This window comes from Mucilaginibacter inviolabilis (assembly GCF_011089895.1).
GTDB classification, from domain to species: Bacteria; Bacteroidota; Bacteroidia; order Sphingobacteriales; family Sphingobacteriaceae; genus Mucilaginibacter; species Mucilaginibacter inviolabilis.
In genome coordinates, this window is the sequence record NZ_JAANAT010000001.1 from 3214317 (window position 1) to 3230277 (window position 15961).

Here is a 15961-nt window from a genome sequence, read left to right on the forward strand (position 1 = left end):
TTATGAGCAAACACTTTAGATATATACTCATACTAACAGTTTTACTGAACGCCTGTAGCAATACCAAGTACCTGGCTTCTGGCCAGAAACTGTATACCGGTGGTGAAGTAAAAATTCAGGATAAGGATATTAAAAAAAGTGATGCCAAAGCTCTAAGCGAGGAATTACAGCCTTTGCTGCGCCCCAAACCCAATGGCGCTATACTGGGCTTAAGGGTTAAACTTTGGATTTATAATAAAACCCGCACAAAAAAAACCAAAGGTCTGGCTCATTGGCTCAATACCAAATTTGGCGAACCACCGGTTTTGATAAGTGCTGTTGATATGGAAAAAAACAGCAGTATATTACAAAACAGGTTACAGAACGAAAGTTATTTCCAGGCGCAGGTGAACGGCGATACAGTAACTACAAAAAAAACAGCCAAAGTAGTATATACCGCTCAACCCGGACCAGCCTATAAAATACGGAAAGTAATATTCCCGCCAGGTAGTGAAAGTATTGATACAGCTGTAACCGGCACTGCTGCGCAAACACTCCTAAAACCAGGAAATAATTATAACCTGGACGTGATCAAAAATGAACGTATCCGTATTGATGCCAAACTAAAGGAAGAAGGTTTTTATTACTTCGCCCCCGAAAACCTCATCATGCGGGTTGACAGTACCATAGCCGGTCATCAGGTTGATATCTTTGTGGCCATTAAACGCGATATTTCGGAGAGAGCACAAGAAATTTATACCATTAATAATATTTACGTATATCCAAGCTACTCCCTGCGCGATACTTCATTAATGCTGGATAAAGCACAAAAATATCGCTGGTATAATATTGTGGAGAAACGAAAAACAGTGAACAGCTATATTTTTGCCAATACTGTCTTGCTGCGCCCCGGCGAAGTATATAACCGAACCGACCATAATAATTCACTAAACCGTTTTGTTAATCTTGGGCCGTACAAGTTTGTAAAGAACAGATTCGAGGATGTAACAGATTCCGCTAAACTGGATGTATATTATTTTTTAACACCCTATAAAAAGAAATCGTTACAACTGGAGTTATTAGGCCGTACCACATCGGCCAATTATACCGGTACCCAGATAAACATTAACTGGCTTAACCGTAATGCCTTTAAAGGTGGCGAAGCTTTAAAAGTAACCTTGTTTGGTAGTACCGATGTACAGTTTGGGGGAAACAACAACGGTTTTAATGTTTACCAGGCAGGTATACAAACAACTTTATCATGGCCGCGCTTTATCAGCCCTTTTTATCCCAAGGCCGATAATGCCTATATCCCTCATACTAATGTTACCCTGGGATATACATTGGTCGATCGGCAAAAATTATACAGACTAAATTCCTTTAATGCCTCATTTGGTTATCAATGGAAAGAATCTGTCCATCGCTCTCATGAGTTAAACATTTTCAATTTCAACTTTGTCAACCCTCAGCATATATCACAGCTGTATCTGGATAGTATTAATAACCCTAAAAACACTAACCCGGCTTTAAAACATGTTATTGATAAACAATTTATTTTTGGCCCAAGCTACGGATACACCTATACCAATACCACCGAGAATTATCGTACCAACACCTTTTACTATAATGGAAAAGTAAGTCTGTCAAACAATTTATATGGCATTATTTCCGGTGCTGATACCGTGAAAGGCAAAGTGAAACAAATTTTCGGTGCCAACTTTAATCAGTACATAAAAATTGAGAATGAGATCAGGTTTTTTCATAAAACCGGGCCCAACAGCACATTTGCCAGCAGATTATTGGTAGGAGTTGGCCTCCCATATGGTAACTCAACCCAGCTGCCGTACAGTCAACAGTTTTTTATAGGCGGCCCTAACAGTCTGCGAGGTTTTCAGGCACGAACTATAGGTCCGGGTTCTTATGTTGTAAAGGTGGCGGCTGGTAACTTTTTCCCTGATCAATCAGGCGATATCAAAATAGAAGCCAACCTGGAGTATCGGCCCAAATTATTTAGTATAGTATATGGAGCGCTATTTGTTGATGCCGGTAATATATGGCTAAAAAACTCCAATGGTTTACAACCGGGTGCGGTTTTCACCAAAAACTTTTTAAATGACATGGCCGTTGACGCAGGCTTTGGTTTACGTTTTGACCTATCGGTATTAGTATTACGTACCGATTTGGGTGTACCGCTTAGATACCCATACAACCGGCCAGGGAAAAAAGAATGGGATATGAACTTCCGCTACAGCGTATTTAACCTGGCCATTGGTTACCCATTTTAATTATTGAGTTAGTGAATGGGTGATTTAGTGAATAAATGCTCACTTTTGTTTTTTTGTAATGGAGCTGTGGAATCACTAATTCACTAACTCAATAACTCACTAATTAAAAAATGACATCTATCCCCCTACAGATCATTGACCTACATGACGACGGTTTTCATCCACTGCTGGAAGTTGCCTTATTTGGTAAAGCCTTTATAGTAGTATTGGATACGGGAGCTTCCAAAACCGCCTTTGACCGCACAGCGCTTTTGGAGGCCAATGAAACCATGGCGGTATTAGCCAGCGACAGGCTCTCAACCGGATTGGGAACTAATACCATGGAGTCATTCACGGCAATCATCAGTGGAATGCTGATAGGTGATATGACAATCGCCGACTTTGAGGTGGCTGTGCTTGATCTTTCCACCATTAATATAGCTTACAGTCAGATGGGACATCCGCAAGTATTGGGTGTATTGGGCGGAGATATATTGATGAAGTATAAAGCCGTTATTGATTATGGCAAACAAGTGTTGAAGCTAAAAAAGCCCCGTTTTTAATAATTCAAAGAAATCTCTCCATATTACCCCCTTCAATAGTTTCCTATTATTAAATAATATACTTTATTATTTTTTCACCTCTTTATTGGAACTAAAAACCAACAATATAAATTAATAAAATTTTATAATATATATTTTAACAATATTATACTATATTAGTAAAACGTTTTATTAAATAAATTTTACCATATTTTAAAGCTAAATACCAGTTAATACATATTTAATAACCTATCAAAACGTAAAACATGAGAAACCTGTTTAAATTGCCTGCTTTATGGGCATGTGCATTGACCTGCACCATCTTTTCCTGCAAAAAATCAGAGAATACTGTACCGGATAATGCAGCAAGTAAAACATCCAACAAGATTACGGCTGCCGTTACACCTGTTGGCACTGTAGTTTACACCAGTAATGGGTATAAACTCACATTTACCAATAAAGAGGCTACTTTTGACGATCAGGAACGCCAAAACTTTGTGAATACTTTTTTTACTGTTTATCCGGCCATGGTAAACCGCTTTAATACTTCGGCCACCAAAAATGTTACGTTTGTGGTTGATCCAGCTTATAACGGCGTAGCTGCTACGTCAAATAATATTACCACATTTAGCCCGGCCTGGTTCAAAAACAATCCTGCCGATTATGATGTAGTAACCCATGAGGTAATGCATATTGTACAGGCCTATCCCGGAGGTGTACCCGGATGGCTTACCGAAGGTATGGCAGATTATAGTCGTTATAAATTCGGCGTAAATAATGCCAATGCGGGCTGGTCGTTACCGGCATGGTCATCATCACAAAACTACACGGATAGCTACAGAGTTACCGCCCGTTTTTTTGCCTGGCTGGAGCTGCATGTAAACAGTTCTATTTTAAATAATTTAAATACAACCTGTCATAACGGTGGATATACCAGCAATACCTGGGTACAGCTTACCGGCAAAACGGTAGATCAGCTTTGGGCGCAATATTCCGCAAATCCTGCTTTATAGGCTACCTTTTATATAAATTATTAAACAAAAAAAGCGGTTGTTTCCTGATGAAACAACCGCTTTTAATTTTATAAGCTCCAAAGAGCGGGTATGCTAAGTATCAATTTTAGCGTATTTGGCATTGCGCTCAATAAATTCGCGGCGCGGTGCTACCTCATCCCCCATCAGCATGCTGAAGGTATGATCGCACTCAGCGGCGTTTTCAATGGTGGCGCGTTTCAGTGTACGAGTGGCCGGGTTCATGGTAGTATCCCAAAGCTGAATATCATTCATCTCACCCAAACCTTTATAACGCTGCACGTGTACGCTATCCTCTTTACCAGCACCTTTCAAGCGCTGTATAGCGGCGTCGCGCTGCACATCGTTCCAGCAATATTCTGATTCCTTGCCTTTTTTAACCTGGTACAGTGGTGGCGATGCAATGTAAACATAACCCGCCTCAACCAGCTCCTTCATATAACGGAAGAAGAAAGTAAGGATCAGCGTGGTAATGTGCGAACCATCCACGTCCGCATCCGTCATGATGATGATTTTGTGGTAACGTAGTTTAGAAATGTTCAGTGCTTTATCATCTTCAGGTGTACCGCGGCTTACGCCCAAACCGGTAAACATGTTCTTGATCTCCTCGTTCTCATATATCTTGTGCTCCATGGCTTTCTCCACGTTCAGGATCTTACCACGTAAAGGTAAAATAGCCTGGTATTCGCGGTCGCGGCCCTGCTTGGCGGTACCACCCGCCGAGTCACCTTCCACCAGGTATATTTCACAAAGTGAAGGGTCATTATTAGCACAATCAGATAGCTTACCGGGCAAGCCAGATCCTGTCATTACGCTCTTGCGCTGCACCAATTCGCGCGCCTTGCGGGCAGCAGCACGGGCAGTAGCTGCCAGTATTACTTTGTTAACGATTAATCTGGCCTCTTTCGGATTTTCTTCCAGGAAGTTACCCAAAATCTCACCAACAGCCATATCCACGGCACCCATTACCTCGTTGTTACCCAATTTGGTTTTGGTTTGCCCCTCAAACTGCGGCTCCTGAACTTTTACCGAAACTACAGCGGTTAACCCCTCACGGAAGTCGTCACCGGTGATCTCGATCTTCATGTTTTTCAACAAGCCCGATTTATCGGCATAAGCTTTCAACGTACGGGTAAGACCTCTGCGGAAACCAGCTACGTGTGTACCACCTTCAATAGTATTAATGTTATTTACGTAAGAGAATACATTCTCAGAGTAAGTATCATTATACTGAAAAGCCAGTTCAACCGGGATGCCATTTTTTACACCATCCAGGTAAATAGGCTCTGGGATGATAGAAACCCTTGTTCCGTCCAAAAACTTAACAAACTCCCGTAAACCACCTTCTGAATAAAATTCTTCCGAAGGGAAAGAACCATCATCGTTAGGGAAACGTTCGTCGGTTAAAGTAAGGCGGATGCCTTTATTTAAAAATGCCAGCTCGCGCAAGCGACCAGCAAGCGTTTCGTATTTATATTCGGTAGTGAACTGGAATATTTCCGGATCGGGCTGAAAGGTCTGGGTGGTTCCGGTTTTGTCTGATACACCTATTTCCTTTACATCAAACAAGGGCTTACCTCGTTCGTACTCCTGGGTAAATATCTTTCCTTCGCGGTGTACCACGGTTTTAACATGGGTTGATAATGCGTTAACGCAACTCACACCTACACCGTGTAAACCGCCGGATACTTTATAGGTATCCTTATCAAATTTACCGCCGGCGTGTAAAACCGTCATTACTATTTCCAGTGCCGATTTACCTTCTTTGGTATTGATACCGGTAGGGATACCCCGGCCATTATCAACAACGGTAATGGAATTTCCTTTGTGTATAGTAACATTTATAGTATCGCAGTAACCGGCCAGAGCCTCGTCAATAGAGTTATCAACAACCTCATATACTAAATGGTGCAAACCTTTAACGCCTGTATCACCAATATACATCGAGGGACGCTTACGTACTGCCTCTAAGCCTTCTAATACCTGTATATTATCTGCTGAATAATTGGATTTGTCCTGATTTTCTTCGCTCATATTTATTTAGTACAACAACCTTCAAAAATACGAAATTAACACGAGATTAACGATTAGTTGTTGATAAAAATGCAGGTGTGGAATACTGTACGATGTCTTTAATTCTTAAAAAAACAGTTCAAATAATATCAGATTAGGATACTTGTAATGAAAGATTATCTTTGTCAAAATTTTTACTTAAAAAAGATAAACCTTCGTGTGCAGCTGCACAAAACGTTATAATTGCACAAAGGAGTTTGATAAAGAATAAATAAAGGCGTAAAACTTAACGATCGCCAGCTAATAAAACACGAAAAAATCAATTAATTAGATGAAAACTACGGCTTCAACATTAACAAAGTTCACATTAGGGATATTAATTGCCGGAAGCATAGCCGCCTGCAATCAAAATAAAACTGCCGACAAACCTGCCACTGCGGCTACAACAGCTTCGAGCGAAGTTAAAGAAACAATTGTTTACGTAAACTCTGATAGCTTACTGAATAAGTATGACTATTTTAAAGATATGTCAAAACGTTTGGAAGATAAAGGCAAAGCTTCGCAGGGCGACCTGCAGGCAAAAGGCCAGGCTTTTCAGCGTGAGGTTGCAGAGTATCAAAAAAATGCTGCTACTCTTCCTGCCGATCAGCGTCAGACTACCGAGCAGCGTTTACAGCGTAAACAACAGGAATTACAAGGCTACCAACAAAATGCCAATGCTGAGTTTCAGAATGCCCAGGCAACTGAAAATGCCAAGTTGTATGATAAGATAGCAGATTTTACAAAAACTTACGCTAAAGAAAAAGGATACAAGCTGGTTTTAACTTACTCAAAAGCTAATCCTACCGTATTATATGGCGACCCATCGTTAGATGTTACTGCCGATGTAGTAAAACGACTGAACGAAGCTTACGCTAAAGACAAAAAATAAGCGTATTCTGAATCAGACAACAAAAAATCATAAAATATTAACTTTAAAAACCTCAACTTCGGCTGAGGTTTTTTTAATTTAGATGTATATGCAAAATACGGTTCACGAAAAGTTTATGCAGATAGCGATTGAACTATCAGAATATAACGTAAAGCAAGGTACTGGCGGCCCTTTTGGTGCTGTTATAGTAAAAGATGGAATGATAGTAGCCCGTAGCGCCAACCGTGTAGTACCCACCAATGATCCTACCGCTCACGCCGAAGTTTCTGTGATACGTTTGGCTTGCCAGGAGTTGGGGACTTATGACCTGTCGGGCTGTGAAATATACACCAGTTGTGAGCCTTGCCCGATGTGTCTCGGAGCTATTTACTGGGCACGTATTGATAAGGTTTACTATGCCAATACCAAAGCCGATGCTGCTGCGATTGGCTTTGACGATCATTTTATTTATAATGAACTGGAAAACCCAATGGCCCAACGAAAATTACCGTTTGTACAATTACTTCGCGACGAGGCCCTGGTAGCCTTTAAGCTTTGGGAAAACGCTGAAAATAAAACGGACTATTAAACCAGACTTGTCATCCTGAGCGCAGCGAAGGATCTATCAAGCGCTCAGGATGGCAACACTTTTCTATTCACTTTCTTCTTCTTTTTTATCGAAATAATCATCTTTCAGATCATCAATTTCGCGGCGATCACGCTTGGTTGGGCGGCCTGTGCCCCTATCGCGTTTTAATATAGGTGCATGAAACATGGATTTGAAGGCCTGTGTTTGCTCCACAGGAGTTATATCATCATAAAAATCTACAGCGGTTTTGGCATCAACCCGGTTCTCAAGTAAACCAGTTACGCGCACCACTTTACGTTCAATTCCTTTAGCAACCTGGTAAGTATCGCCAATTTTTACTTCATATGATGGTTTGATATTTTTACCATCTAATTTTACACGGCCTGCCTTGCAGGCATCTGATGCCAGGGTACGTGTTTTAAAAAGCCTGATGGCCCACAGGTATTTATCTATCCTTAATTTTTCTTTTTCGGGCATGGGTAAAAGTCGAACCCCAAAATTAAGCAATACAAAACAAATTGTACATACCATACGCATTCAGGCTATTTACTCCTAAGCAAATTGACTAAAAAACGCAGCCTGATAAATAAAAGCCATTCCTTTGAACGGGTTTGGATGAGGACATATCAATAAAACTAAAACCCTTATCCAGTCATAGCTTTGTAATTATAGCGTTAATTTAAAGATGATTACTTAATAATTTAATAACTTAAATTTCTCATTTTATAAAAGCTACGGCCTTACATTTAATCCATCATGAGAAATCCGGTTTATCCGGTTTATAAAGTAAAATATTAGTTATATTAGTTAATAAAAAGACCCCTGGCGGTCGCAACCTAAAAATGGATTTTGCAAACGGCTTATGCCGGTTGGCAACTTAATTCACAAACCCAATGAACGAAATTTTAAAACAAAAAGCGGCAGGCATCAAATTATTGATAACCGATTGTGATGGCGTATTAACTGATGCCGGAGTGTATTATGGCAGCAATGGTGAGGACCTGAAAAAATTTAACATGCGCGATGGCATGGGCGTTGAACGTTTACGTAAACATGCTGGCGTACAAACCAGCATCATTACCGGTGAATTATCACCATCTATAGCCCAAAGGGCCGAAAAACTACAAATAACGGAACTGCATTTAGGCATAAAAGACAAAGTAGTTGTTTTTAAGGATATCTGTAACCGTTTAAATCTACAACCAGAACAAGTGGCCTATATAGGTGACGATTATAATGATTTGGAAGTAATGAGATTGGCGGGCTTAACCGCATGCCCTGCAGATGCCCTGCCTCAAATCAAAAACCAGGTGGATATCATCTGCACATTGAATGGCGGCGAGGGTTGCTTTCGTGAATTTGCTGAATTGATCATCGATTCAAAAAGCAACGCGTTTTCGGCTAGTAGCCTTAATGGTACTATTACCTTAAATAATGGTCGCGTGATAGGCAAAGGTCAGCCCAGCTATATCATTGCCGAAATTGGCATTAACCACAATGGATCTCTGGAAACAGCAAAAAAATTGATTGATGAAGCAGTGGCTGCAAAGGCCGATGCCGTTAAATTTCAGAAGCGTACCCCGGAGATTTGCGTGCCTAAAGATCAGTGGGAATTGATGCGCGATACTCCCTGGGGCCGTATAACCTACATTGACTACAAACGCAAAACAGAATTTGGCATTGCAGAATATGCCACCATAGACCAGTATTGTAAAAAATTGGGTATCGATTGGTTTGTATCTGCCTGGGACGCACCATCAGTTGATTTTATGGAGCAGTTTGATACCGTACTATACAAACTGGCATCGGCATCATTAACTGATTTTACCCTGATACAACGTATCCTGGAAACCGGTAAACCGCTGATGCTGTCAACCGGTATGTCGACCATCAAAGAGATTGAGGCTACCATGGACTATATTATGGCGTTTGATGAAAATTATCCATTGTTCATCGCGCATTCTACCTCGGCCTATCCATGCCCGTTACAGGAACTAAATCTGAAAATGATACAAACACTGGAAGCTAAGTATCCGGGTATTCCGATTGGTTATTCTGGTCATGAAACCGGGCTGGCTACTACCGTAGCTGCTGTTACCCTGGGTGCTACCTTTGTAGAGCGTCACTTTACACTTGACCGCGCCATGTGGGGATCTGATCATGCTGCTTCTGTTGAGCCGCAAGGCTTACAACGCCTGGTACGTGACATCCGTGATGTAGAAACTGCCCTGGGCGATGGACAGAAAAAAGTTTACGAGTCTGAACTTGCCCCTATGAAACGTTTACGGGTAAATATTAGCGACGAATATAAAGAGAAGCCAACGGCCTAACTTATAATAGTAATCCCGTATACTTTTACTTTCTGCACAAAAAGTAAAAGTATACGGGATTATCCTTGTAAAGATCTTTTTTATTACTTTACCGTAATAGTTCTGGTTTGCGTGGTGTGAGCGCTAAAATACCCAAGTACTAAGGGAGTAATATTGCTGGGAGGATCAGATGGCGTAACGCCTCCGCCAGGGCCGGTATAGTTTTGCTGCATAAGCGCAAACCAATAAGTATACATTGCCTTATCAATACACTGCATCTCTACAGTTACTTTATCCCCCGGATTTATAGCAATATCGTTTTCTATCAAATCAAAATTCACATCGTTTCCATCCGTAAAATCGTCATTATTAACCAATACACGCTTCACCCGTACACCGTTAACATACATCAGAAAATTATACTGATTAGCCACTCCTTTGGGATCATGATAGTTAACTGTTATTTTCCTTGTACCATCATTCCCATTGAAACTACTTTTTGACGAGCTAACATACTTTAAAGCAACCACCCCGGGCATCACCGAACTGGCTTTATAGCTTTTCCCATCGGTAACTACATTCATCGTATAAGTGTTTCCTGTAATTCCAACCATTTTGGGATTTATGTAGGTACCTGCGGGCCCTTCAGTAAATTTATAAACATTACCAGCCTGATCATTAACTGTAACCGTTGCCCCCGTAACCGGAGGATAGGTGTTTGTGTTTGAAACAGGAACATTAGTATTAAGCTTTATGGTTTGGGGGCCAAGCTCATTAGTAATGTTTCCTTCAATAACCAATCTGTCTGTTGCATTATCCAGTCTGATATCAATTACCTTATTACAGGAAACAATAACCAGGATAAAGGGTAGTAACATGAAATAAATTAGGGGAGTTTTCATAGGATCATGTTTTAGTTTAAAAATTAAAATTCCAGGTAACTGATGGAATAAGCGTGGCAAAAATGCTTGTTTCAACAGCCTCTGTAGTATTTGGGATAGTTTTGCTATCTCTGAATGTTATACTATAAGGATCTCGGTGTGCATATACGTTGTAAACACTGAATGTCCAGCTGGAGTGATATCTTTTATGCTCTTTTCCGTCGAGCGTAGCACCGATATCTAACCTGTTGGATGAAGGCAGGCGGCGCCCATTTCGCTGGGTATAAGAAAAAGTGGTGAGTCCACCCGAACTGTATTTTCCGGTGGGATAAGTAACCGCATTGCCCGTACCATAAATAAAGGTGCTGGAGAAGGTCCAACGTTTGTTGAGTTGATAAATGCCAACAACCGAAACATCATGTGTGCGATCCTGTCTTGCGGGATAGTAATGTCCATTATTAATATCGTCAAATTTCCGCTCGGTTCGCGACAAGGTGTAACCTATCCATCCATTAAAACGGCCATATTTTTTCTTTAAAAACAACTCGATACCATAAGCCCTGCCGGTGCCGTAGGTAAGCAGCGACTCTACATCCTGATTAACTAATAGCTGGGAGCCATCTTTATAATCAATTTGGTTCTGCATCCATTTATAGTACACCTCTGTAGAAAACTCATAGGCATTATCGCTAAAGTTCTTAAAGTAACCGGTTGACACCTGGTCTGCAATCTCGGGCTTTATGTTATTACTGCTCATCACATACAAATAGGTAGGCGAATTGCTTGATGAATTACTAAGCAAATGAATGTTTTGGGTATTGCGATTATAGGAGGCCTTTATTGAATTTTGATCATCTATTACATAATTTGCTGTAAAACGAGGCTCCAGATTTAAATATTTTTTTACAAGGTTGCTCCTGGAGTAATATGTTCTGGAGCTTACAACATTACCGGCATCATCATAAGTTTTAAACGTTCCGGGCCCCATCAAAAACAACCCGCTTAATCGTAAACCATAAAGAAAGGTCAAATGCTTACTAATATTCCATTCATCACTTGCATATAAGGCATTCTCAAAACCATACCTTTTTTCAACATGTTTTTCGTTATAGCTTGAGTTTTTGGGAGAGGTGATATCGCCCGGTGTGATATCATGTTGCAGTATATTGAATCCAAACTTCAGCGTATGCTGGTAACCAATCGAATATTGCAGATCCTCTTTTAAATTGATATCGTTAATTTGAGAGGTTGCTTTAAACGACTGTGCATTTTGAAGGCCTTCCACAACAAAATTATAACTGCTGTAGATTACAGAGGTATTGGAAAATAAGCTATTGCTAAATAAATGATTAAATCTGAGTGTGCCGGTTTTATTTCCCCAGTTTGTTCCTAAAACATTTTTTAAAGCCAAAACATCCTTACCAAGGTAACCTGAAATATAGATGGCGTTTTTATCATCAAAATGATAGTTGGCTTTAGCATTAACATCATAAAAATATAGCGAGTTGCCTCTTATACTCGTATCTGTTGTGAGTTTTAAAAAAAGATCAATGTATGTTCTGCGGGCGCTCACCATGAATGATCCCTTATCTTTTACAAGCGGTCCCTCAACCTTGATCCTTGAAGAAATGAGGCCAATGCCGCCCTGAACACCAAAGCCTTTATCATTACCATCATTCATCTTAATATCCAAAACGGAAGATAAGCGGCCACCATATTCCGCAGGCATCCCCCCTTTATAGATACTGACATCCTTAATAGCATCAGAATTGAATGTTGAAAAGAAACCCAATAAATGCGACGCGTTATATATCGGCGCTTCGTCCAGTAAGATCAGGTTCTGATCCGAACCTCCGCCACGCACATAAAAGCCAGTATTACCTTCACCTGCCGACTTAATACCGGGCAATAAGGTTATTGTCTTCAGAATATCTCTTTCGCCTAACAATACGGGTACCTGGTTAATTTGCGACATGTTCAACTTGTCCATTCCCATCTGAGGCGATACCACATTGTCATTACTGAGTCGCTTGGCTTTCACAACAACTTCCTGCAAATCATTTTTGGGAGATAAGGATATATTAACAACCTGATTTTTATGGAGAGATACTTTTTGAGCTATAGTATTATACCCAACACAAGTAAATAATAAGGTATATTCACCTTCGGCGACAGACAGTGAATAAAATCCATAGTTATTAGTAGCCGTTCCAACTGCCGAAAGTTCCTGAAGGGTAACGGAAGCTCCTATTAAGGTTTCGCCGGTAGCAGCATCTTTAACAGTTCCGTTAATGGTGGCCTTCTTTTGGGCGTAGGCGGTAATGGTGGTAAGTATTATGAAAATAGTAAAGAGGGGGCTGGCCATTTGCATATAGCACTAAGGTATCCGTATCCATCACCCAACTATTTTAATTTATACGAAACCCAGTATAAATTATAGGAAGTGCACTATCGCTTATACTAAAAAAACATAAGCGTTAAGCAAATTCAAATAAGTATTAATAAATTATTAAACTAACATTTGGTATAATAATTTACACATTTGGTATAAACAAAATTTACACTTTGTTTAAAATACTTATTTTTAAATGACCAGACATCCCAATGAAACCTGAAACCGATACAAAGCAGTTAAATAATGACATGCTGATACAATTTTTAAGCAGTGCAAAGTATAGAATTTACAGACATATTGCACTGATCTTATTTCTTGGAGTCATATTTTCAAGCACAAGAGATACCTTTATTGAACCAGTCAATACTTATTTAAAAATCACCTTCTTCCTTATCCTGTTGTCACTGTTTTATGTTAACATGTATGTACTGATACCCCGTTTTGTATTCAATGCCAGTTATGTAAAATATTTTATGTGGGTAATGGTGTTATTTGGTGTGGCTTTATTATTTTTTGTATCGGGGCGATACCTGATTAATCCTTATTTTAAACTTCAATATAAAGGAAGTAACGAAAACACCGGTATCCTCCTATTTACTTTTATTACATTAATATTTCTGATCCTGATAGCTGCTTCTGCGGCTATTAAATTATTTCAGCATTCTATAGTTGTTAACCAACGGATCAATGATTTGGAAACAGTTACTATCCAGGCCGAATTGGAACAATTAAAAAATCAGATCAATCCGCATTTTTTATTTAACATGCTCAATAACGTTAATGTATTAACGCAAACCAATCCGGAAAAAGCATCTCAGGTGGTCATGAAACTAAGTGACCTGCTCCGTTATCAGCTTTACGACAGCACCAGGAACAAAGTCTTGCTCACTGCCGAGATTCATTTTTTGGAGGATTTTTTAAACCTAGAGAAAATACGGCGCGACAACTTTGAATTTATCATGTCAAGAGAAGGTGGCATCAGTGGTGTACAAGTATCTCCTTCGCTTTTTATTACCTTTGTTGAAAATGCTGTAAAACATAATATGGATGCAGAAAACACATCCTATATTCACGTTTTTTTTAAAGTAAAGTACAACGAGATCATTTTTAATTGTATCAACTCAAAACCCAGAATAGAAGTAATCGGTAACGGGAACGGCGGTTTAGGGCTTGGAAATGTAAAGCGAAGATTAGAATTGCTTTACCCCGAAAAGCACTTTCTCCAAATTCAAGATGATAAAGATAAATTTAGTGTAAACCTAAAGATTATTCTATGAATTGCATTATTGTAGACGATGAGCCCTTAGCCAGAGAGGCTATCCAGTTGCTTGCCAGCAAAACACCTAATTTGCAATTACTTAATAGCTTTGGAAGTGCTAACGCCGCGGCGAAATTTATTAATGAATCACCGGTAGACCTGATTTTTCTGGATATTCAAATGCCGGGGATCAGTGGGATGGAATTTGCCAAAATAATACCCTCAAAAACTTTGCTCATTTTCACCACAGCTTATGCAGAATACGCCTTAGAAGGCTTTGAGGTTGAAGCTATTGATTACCTGATTAAGCCTATCCGGCATGAACGGTTTCTGAAAGCTGTAAATAGGGCACAGTTTTATCAGGACATTTTAAAAGCCGATCATTCGAACAACAAAATTGAGAATATTGCGGAAGATTACTTTTTTGTTAAAGCAGATCGGAAATATATTAAAATCTATTTTAAAGACATTTTGTTTATAGAAGGGCTTAAAGATTATGTGGTGATGCAAACCGATGATCAAAAGGTTATAACCGCCATGAATATTAAAACCATTCATGAGCAGCTGCCTCAAAACCTCTTTGCCCGTATCAGCAAATCTTATATCATCAACATTAATCAAATAACTGCTTTTGATAATAATACCGTGAACATACGCAAGTATGAATTATCTATTGGTAATGCTTACCGTACTTACTTTTTTGATGAATTTGTGACCAAGAAAATATTAAGCAGATAAAGTCCCTTCTGTACTGTTTAAGTTTTGTGTTTACTACTCAGCTTTAACTTCTATAGCTTTAGCTTAATCAAAAGCCTGTTTCAAAAGGTTACCTACTAATCGTCTAAATTCAAACAATTCTCCTTAAAATTCCTTTAATTTGCCAAAAGTTTAATTTTACCAATGCAAGATCTTAAAAAACTGATTGAAGATGCCTGGGAAGACAGGAATCTGCTAAACTATAATGAATATACCACCGCTATTGAAACCGTTATTGAACGGTTAGATAAAGGCGAGATCCGTGTAGCTGAACCTATCGGTTCACGCTGGCATGTAAACGAGTGGATCAAAAAAGCAGTAGTGCTATATTTCCCCACCCGCCAGATGGAAGAAATTAAAGTTGGCCCTTTTGTTTTTCATGATAAAATGAAACTGAAGACCAATTATAAAGCCGAAGGCGTTCGTGTGGTACCTCACGGTATTGCCCGTTATGGCGCTTATTTGGCAAAAGGTGTTATCATGATGCCATCGTACGTAAACATTGGCGCTTATGTTGATGAAGGTACCATGGTTGATACCTGGGCAACAGTAGGTTCATGCGCGCAGATAGGTAAGCATGTACATTTAAGCGGTGGTGTTGGCATTGGCGGTGTACTGGAGCCACTACAAGCTGCCCCGGTTATTATTGAAGACAATTGTTTCCTGGGATCACGCGCTATTGTGGTGGAAGGTGTGCATGTTGAACACGAAGCTGTATTGGGTGCCAACGTAGTTTTAACCGCATCAACCAAAATTATTGATGTAACCAGTTCAACCCCGGTTGAATATAAAGGTCGGGTACCGGCACGTTCGGTAGTTATCCCAGGTTCATATACCAAAAAATTCCCGGCAGGCGATTACCAGGTACCTTGTGCCCTGATCATCGGTACCCGCAAGGAATCAACCGATAAAAAAACATCGTTGAACGACGCGTTAAGAGAAAATAACGTAGCGGTTTAATTTAGATATGAGACGTTAGATATGAGATTTGAGACTACCTTCTTAGCGAAATAGTAAAAAATCTCATATCTAAC

13 protein-coding genes are annotated in these 15961 nt (G+C 39.8%); 9 read left to right on the plus strand and 4 right to left on the minus strand.

What is annotated here, in order from left to right; all coding sequences use genetic code 11:
* The first annotated feature begins 2 nt into the window (after positions 1-2).
* From tamL to G7092_RS13160, 3 genes are all read left to right on the plus strand, one after another.
* Positions 3-2264, plus strand: a complete 2262-nt coding sequence (tamL, locus tag G7092_RS13150; protein ID WP_166090005.1) for a translocation and assembly module lipoprotein TamL — start codon at positions 3-5, stop codon at positions 2262-2264.
* Between the two features lie 110 nt (positions 2265-2374).
* Positions 2375-2806 carry an aspartyl protease family protein gene (locus tag G7092_RS13155; protein ID WP_166090007.1) on the plus strand — a complete coding sequence of 144 codons (432 nt, stop codon included), beginning with the start codon at positions 2375-2377 and terminating at the stop codon, positions 2804-2806.
* A gap of 245 nt (positions 2807-3051) precedes the next feature.
* On the plus strand, positions 3052-3798 hold the full coding sequence (locus tag G7092_RS13160; protein WP_166090009.1) for a basic secretory protein-like protein: 747 nt from the start codon (positions 3052-3054) through the stop codon (positions 3796-3798).
* A gap of 93 nt (positions 3799-3891) precedes the next feature.
* Here the strand turns inward: G7092_RS13160 and gyrB are convergent, their stop codons facing one another.
* Positions 3892-5850: a DNA topoisomerase (ATP-hydrolyzing) subunit B gene (gene gyrB, locus G7092_RS13165; RefSeq protein ID WP_166090011.1), complete on the minus strand. Its 1959-nt coding sequence runs from the start codon at positions 5848-5850 to the stop codon at positions 3892-3894.
* A 310-nt stretch (positions 5851-6160) separates the two neighbouring features.
* Between gyrB and G7092_RS13170 the strand changes: the two genes are divergently transcribed.
* Positions 6161-6760, plus strand: a complete 600-nt coding sequence (locus G7092_RS13170; RefSeq protein WP_166090013.1) for an OmpH/Skp family outer membrane protein — start codon at positions 6161-6163, stop codon at positions 6758-6760.
* Between the two features lie 88 nt (positions 6761-6848).
* On the plus strand, positions 6849-7328 hold the full coding sequence (locus G7092_RS13175) for a nucleoside deaminase (protein ID WP_166090015.1): 480 nt from the start codon (positions 6849-6851) through the stop codon (positions 7326-7328).
* Between the two features lie 63 nt (positions 7329-7391).
* Here G7092_RS13175 and G7092_RS13180 read toward each other — a convergent pair whose 3' ends face one another.
* Positions 7392-7805: an RNA-binding S4 domain-containing protein gene (locus tag G7092_RS13180; protein WP_166090017.1), complete on the minus strand. Its 414-nt coding sequence runs from the start codon at positions 7803-7805 to the stop codon at positions 7392-7394.
* A gap of 416 nt (positions 7806-8221) precedes the next feature.
* On the opposite strand from G7092_RS13180, the gene G7092_RS13185 reads away from it, so the two are divergent.
* Complete coding sequence (locus G7092_RS13185; RefSeq protein WP_166090020.1) at positions 8222-9658, plus strand: N-acetylneuraminate synthase family protein; 1437 nt, start codon at positions 8222-8224, stop codon at positions 9656-9658.
* An 83-nt stretch (positions 9659-9741) separates the two neighbouring features.
* Here G7092_RS13185 and G7092_RS13190 read toward each other — a convergent pair whose 3' ends face one another.
* Both G7092_RS13190 and G7092_RS13195 read right to left on the minus strand, forming a co-directional pair.
* Entirely contained in the window at positions 9742-10539 is a 798-nt protein-coding gene (locus G7092_RS13190) for a DUF4249 domain-containing protein (protein WP_166090022.1), read from the minus strand.
* A gap of 16 nt (positions 10540-10555) precedes the next feature.
* Entirely contained in the window at positions 10556-12883 is a 2328-nt protein-coding gene (locus tag G7092_RS13195; protein WP_166090024.1) for a TonB-dependent receptor, read from the minus strand.
* Positions 12884-13122: 239 nt separating this feature from the next.
* On the opposite strand from G7092_RS13195, the gene G7092_RS13200 reads away from it, so the two are divergent.
* From G7092_RS13200 to G7092_RS13210, 3 genes are all read left to right on the plus strand, one after another.
* Positions 13123-14190 carry a sensor histidine kinase gene (locus G7092_RS13200; protein ID WP_166090026.1) on the plus strand — a complete coding sequence of 356 codons (1068 nt, stop codon included), beginning with the start codon at positions 13123-13125 and terminating at the stop codon, positions 14188-14190.
* The gene (locus G7092_RS13205) at positions 14187-14909 is read left to right on the plus strand and encodes a LytR/AlgR family response regulator transcription factor (protein ID WP_166090028.1); all 723 of its coding nucleotides are present in this window, start codon (positions 14187-14189) and stop codon (positions 14907-14909) included. The genes G7092_RS13200 and G7092_RS13205 overlap by 4 nt, the downstream gene beginning before the upstream one ends.
* Positions 14910-15071: 162 nt before the next feature.
* Positions 15072-15887, plus strand: coding sequence for a 2,3,4,5-tetrahydropyridine-2,6-dicarboxylate N-succinyltransferase (locus tag G7092_RS13210; RefSeq protein WP_166090030.1), 816 nt, complete (start codon positions 15072-15074; stop codon positions 15885-15887).
* Positions 15888-15961: the final 74 nt, after the last annotated feature.

Bases quoted from the DNA above. Each gene is read 5' to 3' on its own strand.
- tamL (WP_166090005.1), top strand. From the start codon at position 3: ATGAGCAAACACTTTAGATATATACTCATACTAACAGTTTTACTGAAC.
- G7092_RS13155 (WP_166090007.1), top strand. From the start codon at position 2,375: ATGACATCTATCCCCCTACAGATCATTGACCTACATGACGACGGTTTT.
- G7092_RS13160 (WP_166090009.1), top strand. From the start codon at position 3,052: ATGAGAAACCTGTTTAAATTGCCTGCTTTATGGGCATGTGCATTGACC.
- gyrB (WP_166090011.1), bottom strand. From the start codon at position 5,850: ATGAGCGAAGAAAATCAGGACAAATCCAATTATTCAGCAGATAATATA.
- G7092_RS13170 (WP_166090013.1), top strand. From the start codon at position 6,161: ATGAAAACTACGGCTTCAACATTAACAAAGTTCACATTAGGGATATTA.
- G7092_RS13175 (WP_166090015.1), top strand. From the start codon at position 6,849: ATGCAAAATACGGTTCACGAAAAGTTTATGCAGATAGCGATTGAACTA.
- G7092_RS13180 (WP_166090017.1), bottom strand. From the start codon at position 7,805: ATGCCCGAAAAAGAAAAATTAAGGATAGATAAATACCTGTGGGCCATC.
- G7092_RS13185 (WP_166090020.1), top strand. From the start codon at position 8,222: ATGAACGAAATTTTAAAACAAAAAGCGGCAGGCATCAAATTATTGATA.
- G7092_RS13190 (WP_166090022.1), bottom strand. From the start codon at position 10,539: ATGAAAACTCCCCTAATTTATTTCATGTTACTACCCTTTATCCTGGTT.
- G7092_RS13195 (WP_166090024.1), bottom strand. From the start codon at position 12,883: ATGGCCAGCCCCCTCTTTACTATTTTCATAATACTTACCACCATTACC.
- G7092_RS13200 (WP_166090026.1), top strand. From the start codon at position 13,123: ATGAAACCTGAAACCGATACAAAGCAGTTAAATAATGACATGCTGATA.
- G7092_RS13205 (WP_166090028.1), top strand. From the start codon at position 14,187: ATGAATTGCATTATTGTAGACGATGAGCCCTTAGCCAGAGAGGCTATC.
- G7092_RS13210 (WP_166090030.1), top strand. From the start codon at position 15,072: ATGCAAGATCTTAAAAAACTGATTGAAGATGCCTGGGAAGACAGGAAT.